Origin of the sequence: Bradyrhizobium ottawaense, assembly GCF_900099825.1 — a bacterium.
Lineage (GTDB): Bacteria > Pseudomonadota > Alphaproteobacteria > Rhizobiales > Xanthobacteraceae > Bradyrhizobium > Bradyrhizobium ottawaense_A.
This window is the reverse complement of sequence record NZ_LT629693.1, coordinates 2,247,343-2,264,267: the sequence shown is the minus strand read 5'-3', so window position 1 is coordinate 2,264,267 and position 16,925 is coordinate 2,247,343. Positions and strand designations below refer to the sequence as shown.

The following is a 16,925-nucleotide window of genomic DNA, read 5'->3' as shown; positions in this document are numbered from 1 at the left end:
GAGCCGTGACATCGGAAATGATCGGATCGCGCTGTCGAAAACATCGAGATGGCCGTTGGCCTTAAGTTCAACTTTACCTCGCTGCGTCGCATGTTCGCAGCGTAGTCGTATCTGAAACTTTCAACGAAGCGTTGTCGGAGGCGCACATATCAAAATGCATATCTATTGCGGCAACCAATTGTATTGGACTTACCAATGCGCTGCGGCTCCCCTTAGCGTCGTACGTTTGTCGTACATCTCCAAGGCGGCTCAAGGTCGCTCGTGCTCGATGCTCTTTAGGAGCGCGAGCGACCGAAGGTCTCCTTGGAAAATGAGTGGTCGCTAACTGTGCGCCTCATGAGGCGCTCGTATGACAGCGGTATTTCGCGAAGTGGTTTTCGGGACGGACCACACCATAACCGACCCATTGATGGAGGGGTGCTATGGGGACTTTTTTGAGAAGTGCTGCTATTGGCTTGATGGCAATTGCCGGATTTAGCGTCGCTGCGGCTGCGGCTGATCTGAGTGATACCGTCAAAGCTCTACCAAAAATTCCTGACTCGCTGACTTGGCAGGGCATAACCCTCTACGGAACGATCGACGTCGGCTACGGCTATGCGACGACCGGCGCTCCGGTCGGAGGCTCCTATTGGGGCCTGAACCCCCAAGTACTAGCCGCTCCGGCAGGTCGGGCGCCGGTTTCAACCCTCAATACCCTAGGTCTATCCGGCATAGGCTTAAAGATCGAAGAGAATATTGGCAGCGGATGGCAGGTGATAGGTAAGCTTCAAACCGGCTTCAATCCTCTGACGGGGAAGTTGGATGACATGTGCGCTACCCGCATCCAGCAAAATGGCCTGCCCGCGAGTCAACAGACAGTAAATGGCAACGGGACCAGGTGCGGCCAAGCGTTCAACGGGGAAGCTTGGGGTGGGCTAAAAAGCGATACCTACGGTACGTTGACGGCTGGCCGGATAATTTCGCTCGCTGGCGATGTGGACTGGCAATATGACCCACAGTCAACGATGTGGAACCTCTCATACTTGCAATTTTTGGGAGGCGGAATTCCCTCTTTTGGATATCGCTGGGACAACTCCGTGAAATACGCCTACCAGTACGGGCCGGTCCACGCGCAGGTCATGTACGCTCAAGGGGCAGAAGCTTCAAACCTGCACGGCAATTCCTATTCAGCTAATATCGGAGCCACGTCGCACGGCTTTTCGATTGACGCTGTTTACCAGATGATGAGGGACGTGGTGAGTGACAGCACGTTCCGCGTTGGGGCATGCGGCACGGCCAGCACCCCGAGCTGCAGCACTCTGAAGGTCACCGCACAAAACGTCGAGTTATGGGGAATCATGGGTAAATATACCTATGATTTGGCTGGACAAGGACTCGGCGGCAAGGTGACATTCTATGCAGGCTTTCAGCATGCCAACTATTCGAATCCCTCCGATCCGCTTTCTGTGGGGGATACAGTCGCTGGCGGCTATACCATTGGCCTGATCAACAACACGGCTTATCTCTACGGAAGCCAGAACCAGCATACAGTATGGATCGGCGCAAAATATGAAACCGGTCCATGGACCTTGTCAGTCGCATACTATCTTGAGAACCAGGGCTTCTACAAAATTTCGCCTGCCTCCACGCCCTGTTCGACGAATATTTCCTTTAACTGCTCGGGCGCTACTAACACGGCCTCCGGATCAGCTATCTACGCAGTCAACAAGCACCTCGACGTCTATGGCGGAGTGGTTTGGTCTCAACTTAGTGGCGGGCTGACCGTTGGCTACGCCACCCCGTACCAGACTACTGGCCTGACAGGTCTAATATTCAGATTTTGAGCCGGTTGCTCGATTGTCGGAACGTATTCCTCCCCGCTCCGGCAAAACTTCCCCGGGGATTTCTCCAAATCCCCGGGATTTCGTTGCGTTCGTCCTGAGCCACTGCAAAGAGCAGTGTCTCTACCGCGGCGCAGCTATCTGCCCGATCTTTATGTCGTAACCTGTTATGGCATCGGCGACGCGGGCAGGGGCTATTGACTGCAAGGTTGCTCTGTACGCATCCGACGAACGCCGTCTTGACGTGTGCTGACGCTGGCGAAGTGACAGTCGGCCGCCCGGAAATCGAACGGCTGACGAGAGCACGACGCACTAAACTAAAGCGTAAGTGGTGCCGTCGGAGCAGGTCATCAATGTGGAAATATGCAGTCCAATGGATGATATCGATAGGAAAATACTGGCCTGTTTACAGGAAGACGCGACAACTCCTCTTGATGAAATCGCCCGGGCCGCAGGGCTATCGCCTTCACCGTGCTGGCGGCGCATCCGGAAGCTTGAAGCCAGCGGGGTCATTCAACGCCGCGTCGCGCTACTCGATCCGCAGGCACTGGGGGTCGGCGTGACGGTCTTCGTCGGCATTCGCACCGCTCGCCATAACCTGGAATGGGCGGAAGATTTCTGCCGCGCCATCGCAAGGATACCTCAAGTCGTCGAGTTCTATCGGATGAATGGCACAGTCGACTATTTGCTACGTATTGTCGTGCCCGACGTCGATGCATATGACGTCATCTATAAAAAAATCATCAACGTCGCAGAACTTTACGATGTGACCTCTAGCTTCGCCCTAGAGCAGATCAAGTACACAACGGCGTTGCCGCTCGACTACGTCACCGTTTCCACCGGGATGACAGAAAAAAAATAGTGCTGTCATGACAGATGGCACCGCAGAGCGTTTGTCGCCTCTGTCATCGGATCCAGTGGCTCCAATAAGCGCAGCTTCCCGCGCGGGGGGCTTAATGCATCATATCAATCTGAATATAGATCAGGCCCTCTAATTATATTGGACCTCCTAATCGATTGTTGTGAGTTTCCCGCCAGAACGTTCAGCCCGTGGTGTGGAGGCCGCATCACTTGCCCTGAGTCGCAAAGCTACGTTCGCGGAAGATGGCGCGCATCCTTTATCCGAACGGATTGAATATGTTGGCAGAGATACCAGAGGCGGAAGCGGTCGGCGAGGTCGCGCAGATCTACCGTCGTATCAAGGAAGTGCAAGGTTCGCCCGTCGTAAACCTGATCTGGCGACATCTCGCGACGATCGACGGAGCACTCGCCTGGGCTTGGCCTCTAGCCGAAGACTCAAGGTCGAAAATCGAGATAACAATGAAGCCGATGATCGACTTCATAGATCGATGTGTCGCTGGCCATGGTCTCGGTGTGAAGCTGGCACCTCCGCCACCGCCCGCGGTGGAAGTACTTCGAGCATATGAACGCGGCAATTGCTGGAATCTCTTGGCCACAACGATTCTGGCTGCGGTTCGTACCGGCGTCTCGCCACCCGGTGGCGGTTCCGAACCGGCGTATTTCCCAGCGATCCTCAGCTCCGTGCCCGCATTGCTCCGCTACGGCGAACTGGACGATCGGCAGCGCGCTCAGGTCGATGAACTTTCCGGCGTCGGACCCGGATCGTCAAGCGGCGTCCGTCCGAGTCTTTGGCTTCACCTGGCGAATTGGCCCGATCTTCTCGACGAGGTCGCAGCGTCGTGCCCATCCGTTCTGGCGTCCGCCGGATTTAGCGCCACATGCGACGGGGTGTTGGAGCATGCGGCAGCGTTGCTCGGTCTGGCTCCGCTGCGCGTCGCGCCCGTTCCCGCTTCGATCGACCACGCAATCGGGGCTTTTCGCCAGCGTCTTCCGGAGATGCTGCTGATGGGGCGAGTGCTGATCAGGGCCGCAAGCGCCTGAGACGGTCCGGTGCGGGTGACGGCGATGATCTTAATGCCCAGAGGTTAGTGCGAGATGATCTTCCTGCCGTTGCGAATGTGGGCCGCCAGCACCCGCGCGGGCCAAGTACTTCCGGGTTTGCTGTTGTGCTCCTTCCTTGCCGCCATTTCGACAGCGACGGCGGCGTGGGGTGGCAGCGGTGTGGTTTGGGCATTGCTCATAGGTGCTGCGATAGCTTCGGTTCGCGTGCCTTCTGTGCTCTGGACTCCGGGCGTCGAGTTCGCAGGCAAACATGTGCTTCGCGTCGGCGTCGCGCTACTTGGCCTGCAGATTTCCACGGAAGCATTTCACGTCCTCAGCCCCGCAAGCATTGGCGCGCTCGCGGTCGACGTTGTGACCATACTGCTCATAGGGTCCTTGCTCGGTCCCGTGATGGGGATCGAGCGTAGGTTGGCGCTCGTGCTCGCCGCGTCGGTTGCAATCTGCGGCGCGTCGGCCGCCGCCGCCTTTGCGCTCGCGCTAACTCCGAATGATGAGGGCAAGCGCAATGCAGGGGTGACGATAGGTCTCGTCAGCCTGCTGTCGATGGCAGCGATGCTGGCCTACGCGCCGCTCACACAACTGATGAACCTCGATCCCGGGGCGGCCGGATATCTGCTCGGCGGCACGATCCACGAAGTCGTTCACGCGGTCGCCGCCGGGTACAGCATCGATCAGGCGACCGGTGATATCGCGACGATGACCAAATTGCTGCGCGTGGCGATGCTCGCGCCGGCGCTTCTTTTGACTTCATGGACGCTGCGCGCATCTAGTGAACGCAATGCCACGATAGGGCCACCCTGGTTCCTAATCTGCTTTACCCTGTTCGCGATCGCCAACGTTCTTGGACTCGTCCCACGAAACTTGAACGGAGCGGCCGCGTCCGTTTCGCGATTTTGCCTCGTCGGCGCGATGGCGGCTATAGGACTCTCACTGCCATGGCGGAGCCTCAGTGCCTATGGCTGGCGGCCTGTCGCCATGCTGCTGATACTGTCGGGATTGCTCTTCTCGATGGTCGCGGCATTCACCTGCATCATCCCGCTTTGAGCCCAGCACGGCCGGGCAACATTTCAGATCCAGACAGGCTTCGGAGCCGGCTGTCTCAATCGGACCTATCGTTCCGTGCCCAAGAGAGCGTCTGGGGTTCCTCAGAATCAATCCGACGAAAGGTCCCGATTGAACCTTCATTTCGCGCGCCTATTATGCGACCTGTTTCGAGGCTGCACTTGGGCGTTTGGGATACTGGTTAGCTGTTTGACGGCGGAGACGAGGCCGGTTCGATTGCCGTAGTCAAAGATGCGCGCGGGTCGGACCGTTCGCGCAGCCGGAAGCGAGAGTTACAGTAGCAAAAGAGTGAGCGGGCGACTGCGAAGGCAGTTGCGGCTTAGGCGAATGGGATCGCCGACCCGAAGTTAGGCTGAACTGCATCATACGAAATATCGTATCAATGTGGCAAATTATCTATATTTGACTTCCCAATGACAGAGGATGACGGTAGCGCCGGGGCCTAACGTGGAGGGGAAGATGAAGTTCGGGGTCGCAAGTTTCGTCTGTCTACTGCTGCTGACCAGCGCGTATCAGAACACCCTAACGCAAGCTGCCGGTGAGGAGCTCGGGAGTCCTCCGCCGGATGCCACGGGACCGATGATCGTTGTTGGGTGGGGCGGCATCTCGAACAGCGTCGGACAGGAATTGTTTAGCGACCCGTTCGTGGCCGCCGGCAACCAAGTTCAATGGCTGGGGGCTCCCGGTCAGCAGGTAGCTGCATTACAGGCTCAGCGAGCCGCGGGCAAAACGGCGTGGGACGTTCTCAACGCCTTAACTGGAAGCCAGTCCGAGATGCTTTCGCAGCAAGGCCTACTTTGGAAGCTGCCTCCCGACGTTAAAGCGCGTCTTGCGAAGCAAATGCCCGATGGCGTCACTGACTACGGCGTTGCCTATGCCACGGTCAGTGATGTGATCGCCTGCAACGCCAAGGCGGTAGCCGCTTGTCCAACGACACCAAAGGACTTCTTCGCTGTGGACCGCTTTCCCGGACAGCGCTCGCTCTATGTTGGTGATCCTCTTATCGCCATGGCGATGGCGCTTCAGGCAGACGATGTTCCCTCCGACAAAGTGTTCCCCATGGATATCGAGAGGGCGTTTCGCAAACTTCAGGAAATTCGACCTCATATTCGCGTCTTTTGGCAATCGGGCGACCAGTCGGAGCAGATCTTCCGCAGCGGCGAGGTGAGCATGGCCGTGTTATGGAATGGTCGCGCTCGCAATCTCGCCATGCATCCGACTGACCGCATGCGCGTCAACGTGAGTTGGCAGGGGGCAGTTTACGAGCCGTCCTTCCTGGCCGTGGCGGCTGGGGCGCCTCACGCAAAGGCTGGGTTCGCGTATCTGGAGTGGATCGTCAACCACCCCGACGCCATGGCCCGATACGCAGGGCGGACGAGTTACGGCTTTCCCAACGGGGAACTGTACAATTTATTGCCTGCCGATATAGCGCAATGGTTGCCTGAATACCCTCCCCACTTCGCCGGTCAGGTCCGTCTGGATCACAGCTGGTACTTGCAACACAAGAACGAGATCGACCTGCGATGGAAGGAATTCACATCCGCGCGCTAGGTGGTGAGAGGACGCGCTGGTGTATTATTGAGAGATCAAAGGCTGCACGGTTCGTCCCTAAACGAGGAAGTTACGAGTTTGCCTGAAACGAGGAACATACGAGCCTTCTGGCTCCGGCGAGGGTTCGTGGCCAACAGACCGAGTGGCGGCTGGAACCCGGAGTTAGGATTCGCTTCCGCGCTAATTCTTTCAATGCCGCTGATCGTTCTGCTTTTGCTCTTGGTCGTTTTTCCGATCTCGCAGATACTAATGCTTCCATTGGAAGCGGGCGGGTTTCGCCAGTTCGCAAGTTTCTTCCAAGTTCCGGCAAATGTGCGCGCCCTCGAATACACGGTCCTGATTAGTCTAACCGTGACGTTCGGGACCGTGATTCTCGCCGCTCCACTTGCCTGGACGCTCCGCATGCCCGGTTCTACGGTGTGGAAATCGATCATTTGGTTGGCCGTGCTCGCTCCACTGTGGATGAACATCGTCATCAAGACCTATGCCTTTATGATCATTCTCGGCCGCCATGGCATATTGAGCGAAGCTGCCCAGACTTTGCGCTTTACGTCGGAGTCGGTCGGCCTTCTCTACACGCCTTGGGCCGTAATTATCGCCATGGTGCATACGATGCTCCCTTATGGCGTATTGCCCCTGTTTGTGACCTTCGCAACTATCGACAGCGATCTGGTCCGAGCCGCCGAGAGCTTGGGCGCCACCAGGGCCGGCGCGATTTCTTCCGTCATCATCCCCTTGTCGCTAGTGGGCATCTTGGCGACGGGTACGATCGTTTTCGTGATCTGCTTGGGCTTTTACGTCACTCCCGTCATCCTTGGAGGAGCTCAGACGCCGTACATTTCCACACTCGTTCAGGGCGACCTTTTCCTGCGGTTTGATACCGTTGGCGCAGCGACGGACAGTGCCGTTTTGACAGCGGTAGCCGGTCTCATCGTTGTTTTGGCGAGTTGGCTCCTGGGCGGCCAAAGCTTGAAGCGAGCACTCGGATGAGACGAGCCGCATTTGCGTTTAGTGAAGCCGCAATCGTGTTCGTGCGCTTTCTGCAAGCGTTGACGGTCGCCGCCTCGTTGCTTCCGGCGGTTCTAGTGCTGGTCCTTTCGTTTTCCGATGAATCCATACTTTATTTCCCGCCCCAGAACTGGGGACTCTCGCTCTATCGGATGGTCTTGTCTTCGCCCCTGTGGCTGAGTACCCTCGGGGTTTCGTTCAAAGTCGCATTGTGCGCGGCGGCGTTGGCCCTTACCATCGCGTCGCCCGCGGCGTACGCAATCGCTCGACGAGACGACCTCCTGTCCCGGTGCTGTGAATATCTTAGCCTTGGGCCGATGATCATCCCGCTGACTTCCTATTCAGTCGGCCTTTACTTCGTCTTCGTGAAGTTGCAGCTCATCGGCAGCATGTTTGGCCTCGTTTTGGCCCACGCAGTGCTCGCACTCCCCGTAACGATCATTGCTCTTTTGACGATGCTGCGTCGTATCCCGAAAGACTACGAACTTATCGCCATGAGTCTTGGCGCGACACGACCACGGGCGATCGCCGGCATCACTGCTCGGTTGTTGTTGCCTGCGTTTGGCGCAGCCTTCATCTTCGCCTTCTTAACCAGCTTTGATGATGCAGTACTCGTGTCCTTCCTTGGGGGAACAGGCGTTACGACACTTAGCAAAGCGATATTCGATTCCATGCAGTTCAGCCTGGACCCTTCTATCGCGGCCATCTCGGCTATTCTGATGACGGCGACAGCTCTACTGGTCACGGCAGCTTCACTGCTCCGTCGGCCACTCCAATGATGAGATGGACATGATGAAGCAGAACAGCGAACCACTTTTGGAGTTGCGGGCCCTAACGAAGGAGTATGGGCGAGGCGTCGCACTTGCGGGAGTGAACCTTTCGGTGAGAAGCGGTGAGCTCGTCGCCCTGGTGGGCCCAAGCGGCTCAGGCAAGAGTACGGTTCTTTCGCTGATCGCAGGATTTCAAGTGCCGACTTCCGGTCAGATCCTCCTGAGAGGCCAGGACATCTCCCGATTGGCGCCGGGTCAACGCGAATTGGGCGTGGTGTTCCAGAACTACGCCCTGTTCCCGCACATGACGATTGCCGAAAATGTTGGTTATCCGCTCAAGCTGCGTGGCTGGGACCCGGCCCGTCGGCGCGAGCGCGTCGCGGAGGTTCTCGACTTAGTGAGGCTAAACGGTCACGAAGCGAAGAGGCCGCGCCAGTTGTCCGGAGGGCAGCAGCAAAGAGCGGCTTTGGCTCGTGTCCTATCATTCGAACCACCGTTGTTGCTTATGGACGAACCTCTTTCCGCGCTTGATCGCGAGATCAGAGGCGAGATGAAGGCCGAGATTCGGCGGATTCACAGGGAGCTCGGAACGACCATCCTGTACGTGACCCATGATCGTGACGAGGCGCTCGCACTCTCGGATCGCGTCGCCATCCTTCGTGGCGGGCACCTAGTTGCCGTCGGCCCGCCGACCGAGTTGTTCAGGGCACCTACTTCGGCCTTTGTTGGTCGCTTTTTCTCTGGCCACAACATTCTTCCGATAGCGAATGCCACTGCGGCTGATTCCGGCCACGCGCGCATTCAGATTGGGGGCGGGGAGGTCGTTGTGCGCGCAACCGCGTTCGGCAGCGGGACGCGTACCTGCCTTGCTTTGCCGCCGCATAACGTGCGCCTGCAACCCGAGCCTGGAATGCCCAACCTTCCTGCTCGAGTCGTGGACGTGGCATATCTCGGGCACGAGACGGAAGTCATCTTTCTGATCAACTCGGAAACACACATTGTAGGTCGCTTTCCTTATGGAATTAAAATCCCTGATCCTGGAGAAGCCATTGACCTGTATCTATCGCTCGAAGGGGCCGTTCTAGTAGTCGATGACGTTGGAGCCGAGGATGTAGGAAGAGTCGAGCTACAGCAGCTTGAACTGGCTTGATTATCGGTTGGGAGAAGTAGACGCGAGCTATGGGTCGACGGCGCCTGGTCAGGCCTAAAACCGCACGTATTGGCAGAATCTTATCGTGCGGCGTCGTTATGGCACCCGACAACGTCAGTGAAGACTCCCAGCGGTGGTTACTTCACAAGTTTTGTCTGGTCTTGAGCATTTGAGGGATGAGAGCGTGGTCTATGATCTTGTCAGCAGCATTTCGCTCGGGTCATTTCTATTTTCAACAGGACCCGCGAGGGCTGCTCCGGTTGAGGATGCTGCCGCGGTTTGGGCTCAGTGGGAGCAGGTCTACAATTCGGGCGACGTCGACGAGATCGTCGCTCTCTACACCGAAGATTCGCTCTTGTTTGGATCGACCGCGCAGCTATTCGCTGGCTCCGAAGGCGCGCGCACCTATTTCAACAAGCTTCCGGCGGGAACCAGGGTAAAAATGGGTGATCAACACACCATCGCGGTGGGGCGGAATGTGTTGCTCACCTCGGGATTTGTAGATTTCACCCTCAAGGATGGCACCCTGCTTAGTTACCGCCTGACGTTCGCAATGATGAAGACTGACGGTCAATGGTTGATTGCACAGCACCACGGCTCTCCCGTGCCAAAGTAGCTGATTGAAGACGCGCTCTGCGTGCGCCATGCCGCCGCGGACATATGCTGCATGTCGCGTCGATGCGAGCGGTGCGCTGTCGACTCCGCAACAGAGTGCTGCATGACGCATCGCCGAGCCCGGCCGATGGCCGTAGCTCTCAAAGGTGCGCAAAGGCGACGCTGCCCTCATTTCCGACCACATGCCGACCGGCGACAAGAGACATGTCAGCGTTCTCCGGCAAGCGCGGCCGTTCTTGCAACAACGACAAGCAAGATTCACCCCTTTCGATGATCATCCGCAATCCCGCTTGTCTTTGCGGATTGAGATGGGAAGGTGAGGGACCTTCGACGATTTGTCGACGCCGTGCTGAGATCTCTCTGATCTCTGGCATCCTCGGCAATGAGCAGGATCTGCAGCAGCTGTTCTTTGGAGGGAGGAGGTGATGCGGGCGCGCGGGGGAATACCAGAGTCTCGAATTGGCACGCTCGACCATCTCGTCGTCGTGGCCAGCGATCTCGAGGGCGGGGCCCTGGTTAGACGCTTCCGTGATACAGCCTCCGTGATTCAATGACGGCGATGGCACAGAGCGCGTGTCACCGACGCCGTAGACTTGGAACTGATGGCGCCAATCGGGGCGAGGACAATGGCTGCGGCTCGCTCGCGTGCGTTCTGGCGGCGCCAAGGGTGCGCGAGTCTCATTTTTGAGCGAGTGACATACGCCCATGTAGGTGAACTGCATCACGATTCATATATATCAAAGTTCATATATATTGCAGCTTCTAATTGTATTGGACTTCCTAATCGTGAGTTGTGACCTTCCTGCCCGAACAGGGTCGTCGACTTGAGGTCGCGGCTATCATACTTGACGAGGCAGTTCTATGGAATCGAACGCAGATAGTTTTCGAGAAAGTCTTTTTGCCGAGACCCGCCGGCCGTTGCAGGAGGCATCAAACCTGCCGGGCTTCGTCTATTCGTCGCCAGAGTGGTTCGAGGCGGAGATGCGCGGAATCTTCTTCCGCGAGTGGAATTGCATCGGCCGCGTAGAGCAGGTGAAGAACCCGGGCGACTACTTCACGGTGGACATCGGCGGCGAACTCGTGTCCGTCATCCGTAACGAAAAGAATGAACTTCGCGCCGTGCTGCCGGTGTGTCGCCATCGCGCTGCTACCCTGCTCAAGGGTGCCGGCAGCTGCCGCGCCATCGTCTGCCCTTATCACGGATGGACCTACGATTTGTCGGGCCGCCTCGTGGCCACGCCCGGGCGCCATCGTCCGATGGAAACAATTAAATTCACGCCCGAAGAGCATGGGCTCGTCAACATTCGGCTCGAGACCTGGGGAGGGTTCATCTTCATCAATTTCGACCCAGAGGCGCCGCCGTTGCTCACTTGGCTGGGAGACTTGCCGGAACTCGCGCGGAACTACCGGGGCGAGGACCTCCAATCGACGTACACTGTGGAATTCATGGTGGATTGTAATTGGAAAGTCTATGCCGAGAATTCGCTCGACGAATATCACGTCGAATTCATTCACGGCAAACATATGGCTCCTTCCAATCCCTATCTGATGGAGGTCGTATCGGCATCCGGGCCATTTGATTGTTGGTATAACAAATATTATCTGTCGGCGCCGTCGGGTGTTCCGCTGCCCGTTATCGAGGGATTGTCCGACGCGCAGAAGGCGGGCGTCTATCAAGTGCATCTGCGCCCGACCTTCGAGCTCATCCTGTCGCCAACTACCGTCAAGTACATGACGATGTACCCGGAGACATTGACGCGGACTCGCGTCGCGATGACTTGGTGCTTTCCCAAAAGCACGATCGAGCTGCCGAACTTCAAGGAACTGGCCGCGGCGGACTACTATCCCACCACGACGACGGTCCTGGAGGAGGACAACCAGATCGCTCTCGATGTCCAGCGGGGCCTTGCTACCCGCTTCCGCAAGATCGGTCGCTTCTCTCACCGCGAGGCCTCCATTCGCAGCTTCGAGAACTACCTCCTCGACATGGTCTTTGCCGAGAGAAAGAGGCAGAAGCAACAGAAGGCCGTTTAGCAAGATGCCGCTGACATCAATAATCGGGCTCGACCATCTCGTCGTGCTCGTTCAGGACATCGACCGCGCGCAAGCTGGGTTCGAAGCACTTGGATTCCGCGTTACACCGCGTGGTTTCCATGCGCCGCCGCTTCCCACCCAGAATCATACGGCGGTGTTTGCCGAAAACTATATCGAGCTACTCTACTTCCCGCCGGAAACCAGCGCGGCGTCGCGCTTCGCGTATCTTCCGCCCGGTTACGAGGGTCCTGCCATCGTCGGGCTACGACCGACAGACAGCTCTGCCGTTCATAAGGAGCTAGTTTCGCTCGGCTTCGATCCGCCGCCTCTCTCGGAAGGTGGCCGCACCGTAGACACGCCAGATGGACCGCGACGCGCATCGTGGCGTAATCAGCGCTTCCCTGATGATGCGCCGGGACTTCCCGCTCTTTTCAGTTGCGGTCACCTGACGCGATCGCTGGTGTATCGGCCCGAGTGGATGGAGCATCCGAACGGTGCGTTGGGCGTGACCGAGGTCGTGATGGTGCATCCGCGGCCCGAGTCGCTTGCCGCGGACCATGCGCGGCTCGTTGGGCCGGATAGGGTGGAGGTGACTGCCGAGGGCTTTGCGGCACGTTGGGGATCCGCGATGTTTCACATCCTGTCCCCCGCTGGCGCCGCCGCCCGTTACCCCGGCGCTGCGCTGCCTATCGTTCCGCGCGCGGGCTGCCTGATCGGCGCGACGGTCGCGGTCGCATCGTTGCCGGCGGCTACTGCGATCCTTGATCGCAACGGCGTCGCCACCATTAGGAGTTCGCCCGGAGGCGTCGTGCCCCTCGGCGATGCGACGGCGGGCATGATACTCGAGTTCAGAGAAGGCTAAGTCAGATGCAGAGAAATTACGAGCAAGTATGGCAACATGTCGACGACCACAGCCCGGCGCTCACGCAGCTAAGCGAGCAGATATGGGATACCCCGGAGCTCCTCTTCGAAGAGCATAAGGCGGTAGCTGCGCACACCGCCGAGCTGCGACGTCACGGTTTCCGCATTACCGACAATGTCGCGGGGATGCCGACTGCCGTCATGGGCGAAGCCGGAGACGGGGGCCCGGTCATCGCGGTTCTTGGAGAGTACGATGCGCTGCCTGGTCTCAGCCAGCAGGCCGGCGTTGCTGAACCGGTGCCGCTTGCTCCGGGCGGCTCGGGGCACGGCTGTGGCCACAATCTTCTGGGGGCTGGCGCGCTTTTGGCGGCGGTTGCCATCCGGCACTATCTTGAGGCCAATGGCGTCAAAGGGCGCATTCGCTATTACGGCTGTCCGGCCGAGGAAGGTGGCGCGGCCAAGGGCTTCATGGTGCGTGCGGGTGTCTTCGACGACGTCGACATCGCCATCACTTGGCATCCTGGCACCTTCACATCTGTCATCGCCGCCCAATCCCTTGCCAACACGTTCGTTGACTTCACCTTTACCGGGCGCGCCAGCCATGCGTCCGCAGCCCCTCATCTCGGACGGAGCGCGCTCGATGCCGCCGAGCTGATGAACATCGGCGTCAACTACATGCGCGAGCACATGCCTACGGACGCGCGCATCCACTACGCCTATCTCGACGCGGGCGGGATCGCGGCGAACGTCGTGCAAGCGACGGCTACGCTCCGCTACGTGGTGCGCGCGGCCGAGTTGCGGGACATGTGGTCGCTGCTGCGCCGCGTCCGGCAAGTCGCCGCCGGCGCCGCTCTGATGACCGAGACTACTGTGAAGGACAAGGTCTTGAGCGGCATGTCCAACCTTGTGGCCAATACGCCCCTTGAAGAGGCAATGCACCGTAACCTGAGCCGCGTCGGGCCACCTTCATTCGACGATGCTGACAGGGGCTACGCCGAAGCTATCCGCAAGACCCTGACCGATGCTGATATAGAGGCGTCCTTCCGCCGCGTCGGGCTGCCACCGGAGCGTGCGCTTGCCCTGCACGACGGGGTCATTCCGTTGGAGTGCGAGGCGGCCTCGCTGAACGGTTCGACCGACGTGGGGGACGTGAGCTGGGTCGTGCCCACGGTGTGGGCGCGTGTCGCGACCTGGGCCATCGGCACCCAGGCACACACCTGGCAGGCAACGGCGCAGGGCAAATCGAGCCAAGCGCACAAAGGAATGGTGACCGCGGCCAAGGCGATGGCGGGCGTCGCGGCTGAGGCCTTGCTTGACCCGTCCCTCATTGCGAGCGCCAAGGCGGATCTGGCCAGGCGTGTCGGTCCGGAGGGGTACGTCTGTCCAATTCCGGAAGATGTGCAGCCGCCGGTATAAAAGCGCGGCGTCATCCTGTCCCGCCTCGATGCCTATCGAACCGCCGATTTTTCGACAACACGCATGACGAATACGAACGTGTAGCTCGGCTCCCGGCCGAGTGCGCGTTCACGCCTGGGCTTCTACTGGCCGATCGTCCGCCAGGACGTCCAAAGGCGACCGGCATCAAGACTCGCGTCATTAATTCTTCGGAGAAAACACGGCAATGCAAGTCCATGGACATTTCATCGGCGGCACCTGGCGCGCGCCAACTTCCACGTTGCCGGTGATCGACCCCTCAGACGGCGTTTCCGTCGCCCGCATCGCCCGCGGTACGCCTGCTGATATATCTGCAGCCGTCACCGCGGCCCAATCCGCGCTCGATGGCGAATGGGGCCGACTTTCCGCCACCGAGCGTGGTCGCCTGCTAACTCGCCTCTGCCAGCTCATTCAGCGCGACACTGAGGAGCTTGCACGCATGGAGAGCCAAGATGTCGGCAAGCCGCTGCGCCAAGGTCGCGCCGACGCCATTGCCTGTGCCCGCTACTTCGAATTTTACGGAGGGGCCGCTGACAAGGTTCATGGCGATACCATCCCCTATGAACAAGGCTTCACAGTCTTTACTCATTGGGAGCCGCACGGCGTCACCGGCCACATCATCCCCTGGAATTATCCGATGCAAATCATCGGTCGCTCCGTCGGTCCTGCTTTGGCTATGGGCAACGCCTGCGTGGTGAAGCCCGCGGAGGATGCTTCTCTGACGGCCCTCGCTCTCGCAAGGCTGGCCGAGGAGGCGGACTTCCCGCCTGGCGCGTTCAATGTCGTCACGGGCGTTGGAGAGGAAGCGGGCGCGGCTCTTGCGGCGCATCCCGGGGTCGGTCATATCAGCTTCACGGGCTCACCAGAGGTAGGCACGCTGGTACAGCAGGCCGCCGCCGTCAACCGCATTCCTGTGACGCTAGAGCTTGGCGGTAAGAGCCCACAGTTGGTCTTCGCTGATGCCGATCTCGATACCGCAGCGGCGACCGTCGTAAATGCAATCATCCAGAACTGCGGTCAGACTTGTGCCGCCGGCTCCCGCGTGTTGATCGAAGACTCTGTCTACGACAATTTCACTGCCAATCTCTCCGCCCGATTCTCAGCCCTGCAAGAGGGTCCCTCCGACCGGAATCTCGATCTCGGCCCACTGATAAACGCCCAGCAGTTGACGCGAGTGAAAAGATACATTGACCTCGCCGAACGCCACCGGCTTCCCACCATCGGTGCTGGCACCATAGCTTCAAACGCGCCCGAGGGCGGCTATTACGTGAAACCCGTGCTGATCGGCGACGTGCCGCCCGATCACGTGCTCGCCCAAGAAGAAATCTTTGGCCCCATGTTGGTGGCGATTCGTGTGCGCGATGAGGCGGACGCCCTGCGTGTCGCGAACGGTACGCCGTACGGCCTGGTTTCCGGTGTGTGGACCAGAGATCTCGGGCGTGGCATGCGATTGTCACGTAAGCTCAAATCGGGCCAGGTTCTCATCAACAATTTCGGCGCCGGCGGCGGAGTAGAATTGCCATTCGGAGGGATGAAAGGCTCTGGCCACGGCCGTGAAAAAGGCTTCGCTGCACTCTTCGGTTGTGCCTCGCTGAAGACTGTAGCGGTCAAACACGGCTAGTCGGGGCCCGGCGCGCGCCACGCGGCTGAAAGGCGACGACGTAGCAGGCGCTCGTCGGCCTGGTCTGGACACTTGGTCATCCGGCCATCTTCACCGCTTCAACAAATCTCAGCAGTGCTGGTCGACGGTTCTCCGTTCGCCACACCACTGACGTGAAGGTTTGGACTGCACATGGGGAGATGCTGCGGTACACCACGTTGCCAACGCGCAGGCGACGTAGGCTGCTCGGCACGAGAGACACGCCAATGTTGGCATCGACCAGGGCAGCAATCGTGCTCCAGGTAAGCGCCTCCTGCACTACGCGCGGCGTGAAATTCCCTGCCTGGCATATTTCGAGGATCCGATCGTTGAACGCGGAACCGAGCTTGCGGGGGAACATTATGAAACCTTCACCGGATAGAGCCTCCACTGGGATTGGGCCGCGACGTCGCAGCAGTTTGTGTTTCGCGGGTAGCAGCAGGTCGAACGGTTCGACTTGCACACTGACCGACTGCAGTTCGGGTCTGACAATCGGTTCGTTGACAAAGCCAAGATCGAGTGAGCCCGCGCGAATTCGCTCGACTTGCTCCATGCTAGGCACCTCATAGAGTCTCAGTTCTATCTTCGGATTCCGGTTGCGGAAATCCCGCAAGATCTTCGGCAGGATGGTGACAGCGACCGTGGTAGGAAAACCGACCGCCAGCGACCCGCTCTCGCCAGCATCAAGTCGTCTGACGTCGCTCACGGCTCGGCCCAATTCATCCATGATTCTCGCCGTCGCTTCCCTTAAGGCCCTGCCTGCCTCGGTCAGGTCCGTCCGCCTCGTATGACGCTCGAACAGCGCGCAACCGAGTTTTGTCTCGAGCCGCTTGATCGTTTGGCTAAGCGGCGGCTGAGCGACGCCGAGCCGCTTGGCGGCCTCACCGAAGTGAAGTTCTTCGGCAAGAACCATAAAGGCTCGAAGGTCGCGCATTGAACAATCGAGTGGGAGCGGTTTCATAGCATTTCTATACTCAAATGGTGTCTTCAATAATATTGGACGTCCTAATTCAGGAATGCAAGTGTTGGTCAATATCTACCGCAACGCGCGGCAGGTT

Annotated in this window: 14 protein-coding genes; 13 read left to right on the top strand and 1 reads right to left on the bottom strand. The window is 58.9% G+C overall.

Annotation, left to right across the window (positions count from 1 at the left end; genetic code table 11):
- Positions 1-422: 422 nt before the first annotated feature.
- From BLR13_RS10510 to BLR13_RS10450, 13 genes are all read left to right on the top strand, one after another.
- Complete coding sequence (locus BLR13_RS10510) at positions 423-1,823, top strand: porin (protein ID WP_079586435.1); 1,401 nt, start codon at positions 423-425, stop codon at positions 1,821-1,823.
- Positions 1,824-2,193: 370 nt separating this feature from the next.
- Positions 2,194-2,682 (top strand): Lrp/AsnC family transcriptional regulator, encoded by a 489-nt coding sequence (locus tag BLR13_RS10505; RefSeq protein WP_074824717.1) that lies wholly within the window; start codon positions 2,194-2,196, stop codon positions 2,680-2,682.
- Positions 2,683-2,924: 242 nt separating this feature from the next.
- A complete protein-coding gene (locus tag BLR13_RS10500) occupies positions 2,925-3,722 on the top strand; it encodes a hypothetical protein (protein WP_074824719.1) in 798 nt (265 codons plus the stop codon).
- Positions 3,723-3,776: 54 nt separating this feature from the next.
- Complete coding sequence (locus tag BLR13_RS10495; RefSeq protein WP_074824720.1) at positions 3,777-4,787, top strand: YeiH family protein; 1,011 nt, start codon at positions 3,777-3,779, stop codon at positions 4,785-4,787.
- A 477-nt stretch (positions 4,788-5,264) separates the two neighbouring features.
- Complete coding sequence (locus BLR13_RS10490; protein WP_157793695.1) at positions 5,265-6,356, top strand: extracellular solute-binding protein; 1,092 nt, start codon at positions 5,265-5,267, stop codon at positions 6,354-6,356.
- 126 nt (positions 6,357-6,482) lie between these two features.
- Complete coding sequence (locus BLR13_RS10485) at positions 6,483-7,346, top strand: ABC transporter permease (RefSeq protein ID WP_143039762.1); 864 nt, start codon at positions 6,483-6,485, stop codon at positions 7,344-7,346.
- Complete coding sequence (locus tag BLR13_RS10480; protein WP_074824727.1) at positions 7,343-8,143, top strand: ABC transporter permease; 801 nt, start codon at positions 7,343-7,345, stop codon at positions 8,141-8,143. Before BLR13_RS10485 ends, BLR13_RS10480 begins: the two co-directional genes overlap by 4 nt.
- Positions 8,144-8,153: 10 nt before the next feature.
- On the top strand, positions 8,154-9,284 hold the full coding sequence (locus tag BLR13_RS10475) for an ABC transporter ATP-binding protein (RefSeq protein ID WP_171944976.1): 1,131 nt from the start codon (positions 8,154-8,156) through the stop codon (positions 9,282-9,284).
- A 184-nt stretch (positions 9,285-9,468) separates the two neighbouring features.
- A complete protein-coding gene (locus BLR13_RS10470; RefSeq protein WP_157793694.1) occupies positions 9,469-9,900 on the top strand; it encodes an SgcJ/EcaC family oxidoreductase in 432 nt (143 codons plus the stop codon).
- Between the two features lie 860 nt (positions 9,901-10,760).
- Positions 10,761-11,933, top strand: a complete 1,173-nt coding sequence (locus tag BLR13_RS10465) for an aromatic ring-hydroxylating oxygenase subunit alpha (RefSeq protein ID WP_079586437.1) — start codon at positions 10,761-10,763, stop codon at positions 11,931-11,933.
- Between the two features lie 4 nt (positions 11,934-11,937).
- Positions 11,938-12,795, top strand: coding sequence for a VOC family protein (locus BLR13_RS10460; protein WP_074824741.1), 858 nt, complete (start codon positions 11,938-11,940; stop codon positions 12,793-12,795).
- Between the two features lie 5 nt (positions 12,796-12,800).
- A complete protein-coding gene (locus BLR13_RS10455) occupies positions 12,801-14,210 on the top strand; it encodes a M20 family metallopeptidase (protein WP_074824743.1) in 1,410 nt (469 codons plus the stop codon).
- 205 nt (positions 14,211-14,415) lie between these two features.
- The gene (locus tag BLR13_RS10450) at positions 14,416-15,849 is read left to right on the top strand and encodes an aldehyde dehydrogenase family protein (protein ID WP_074824745.1); all 1,434 of its coding nucleotides are present in this window, start codon (positions 14,416-14,418) and stop codon (positions 15,847-15,849) included.
- 76 nt (positions 15,850-15,925) lie between these two features.
- Here the strand turns inward: BLR13_RS10450 and BLR13_RS10445 are convergent, their stop codons facing one another.
- A complete protein-coding gene (locus BLR13_RS10445) occupies positions 15,926-16,801 on the bottom strand; it encodes a LysR family transcriptional regulator (protein WP_074824747.1) in 876 nt (291 codons plus the stop codon).
- Positions 16,802-16,925 lie beyond the last annotated feature (124 nt).

What these genes read in the sequence shown, in the direction of transcription:
- BLR13_RS10445 (WP_074824747.1), bottom strand. Translation starts at nt 16,801, where the DNA reads ATGCGCGACCTTCGAGCCTTTATGGTTCTTGCCGAAGAACTTCACTTC.
- BLR13_RS10455 (WP_074824743.1), top strand. Translation starts at nt 12,801, where the DNA reads ATGCAGAGAAATTACGAGCAAGTATGGCAACATGTCGACGACCACAGC.
- BLR13_RS10460 (WP_074824741.1), top strand. Translation starts at nt 11,938, where the DNA reads ATGCCGCTGACATCAATAATCGGGCTCGACCATCTCGTCGTGCTCGTT.
- BLR13_RS10505 (WP_074824717.1), top strand. Translation starts at nt 2,194, where the DNA reads ATGGATGATATCGATAGGAAAATACTGGCCTGTTTACAGGAAGACGCG.
- BLR13_RS10490 (WP_157793695.1), top strand. Translation starts at nt 5,265, where the DNA reads ATGAAGTTCGGGGTCGCAAGTTTCGTCTGTCTACTGCTGCTGACCAGC.
- BLR13_RS10475 (WP_171944976.1), top strand. Translation starts at nt 8,154, where the DNA reads ATGATGAAGCAGAACAGCGAACCACTTTTGGAGTTGCGGGCCCTAACG.
- BLR13_RS10500 (WP_074824719.1), top strand. Translation starts at nt 2,925, where the DNA reads ATGGCGCGCATCCTTTATCCGAACGGATTGAATATGTTGGCAGAGATA.
- BLR13_RS10465 (WP_079586437.1), top strand. Translation starts at nt 10,761, where the DNA reads ATGGAATCGAACGCAGATAGTTTTCGAGAAAGTCTTTTTGCCGAGACC.
- BLR13_RS10450 (WP_074824745.1), top strand. Translation starts at nt 14,416, where the DNA reads ATGCAAGTCCATGGACATTTCATCGGCGGCACCTGGCGCGCGCCAACT.
- BLR13_RS10480 (WP_074824727.1), top strand. Translation starts at nt 7,343, where the DNA reads ATGAGACGAGCCGCATTTGCGTTTAGTGAAGCCGCAATCGTGTTCGTG.
- BLR13_RS10495 (WP_074824720.1), top strand. Translation starts at nt 3,777, where the DNA reads ATGATCTTCCTGCCGTTGCGAATGTGGGCCGCCAGCACCCGCGCGGGC.
- BLR13_RS10510 (WP_079586435.1), top strand. Translation starts at nt 423, where the DNA reads ATGGGGACTTTTTTGAGAAGTGCTGCTATTGGCTTGATGGCAATTGCC.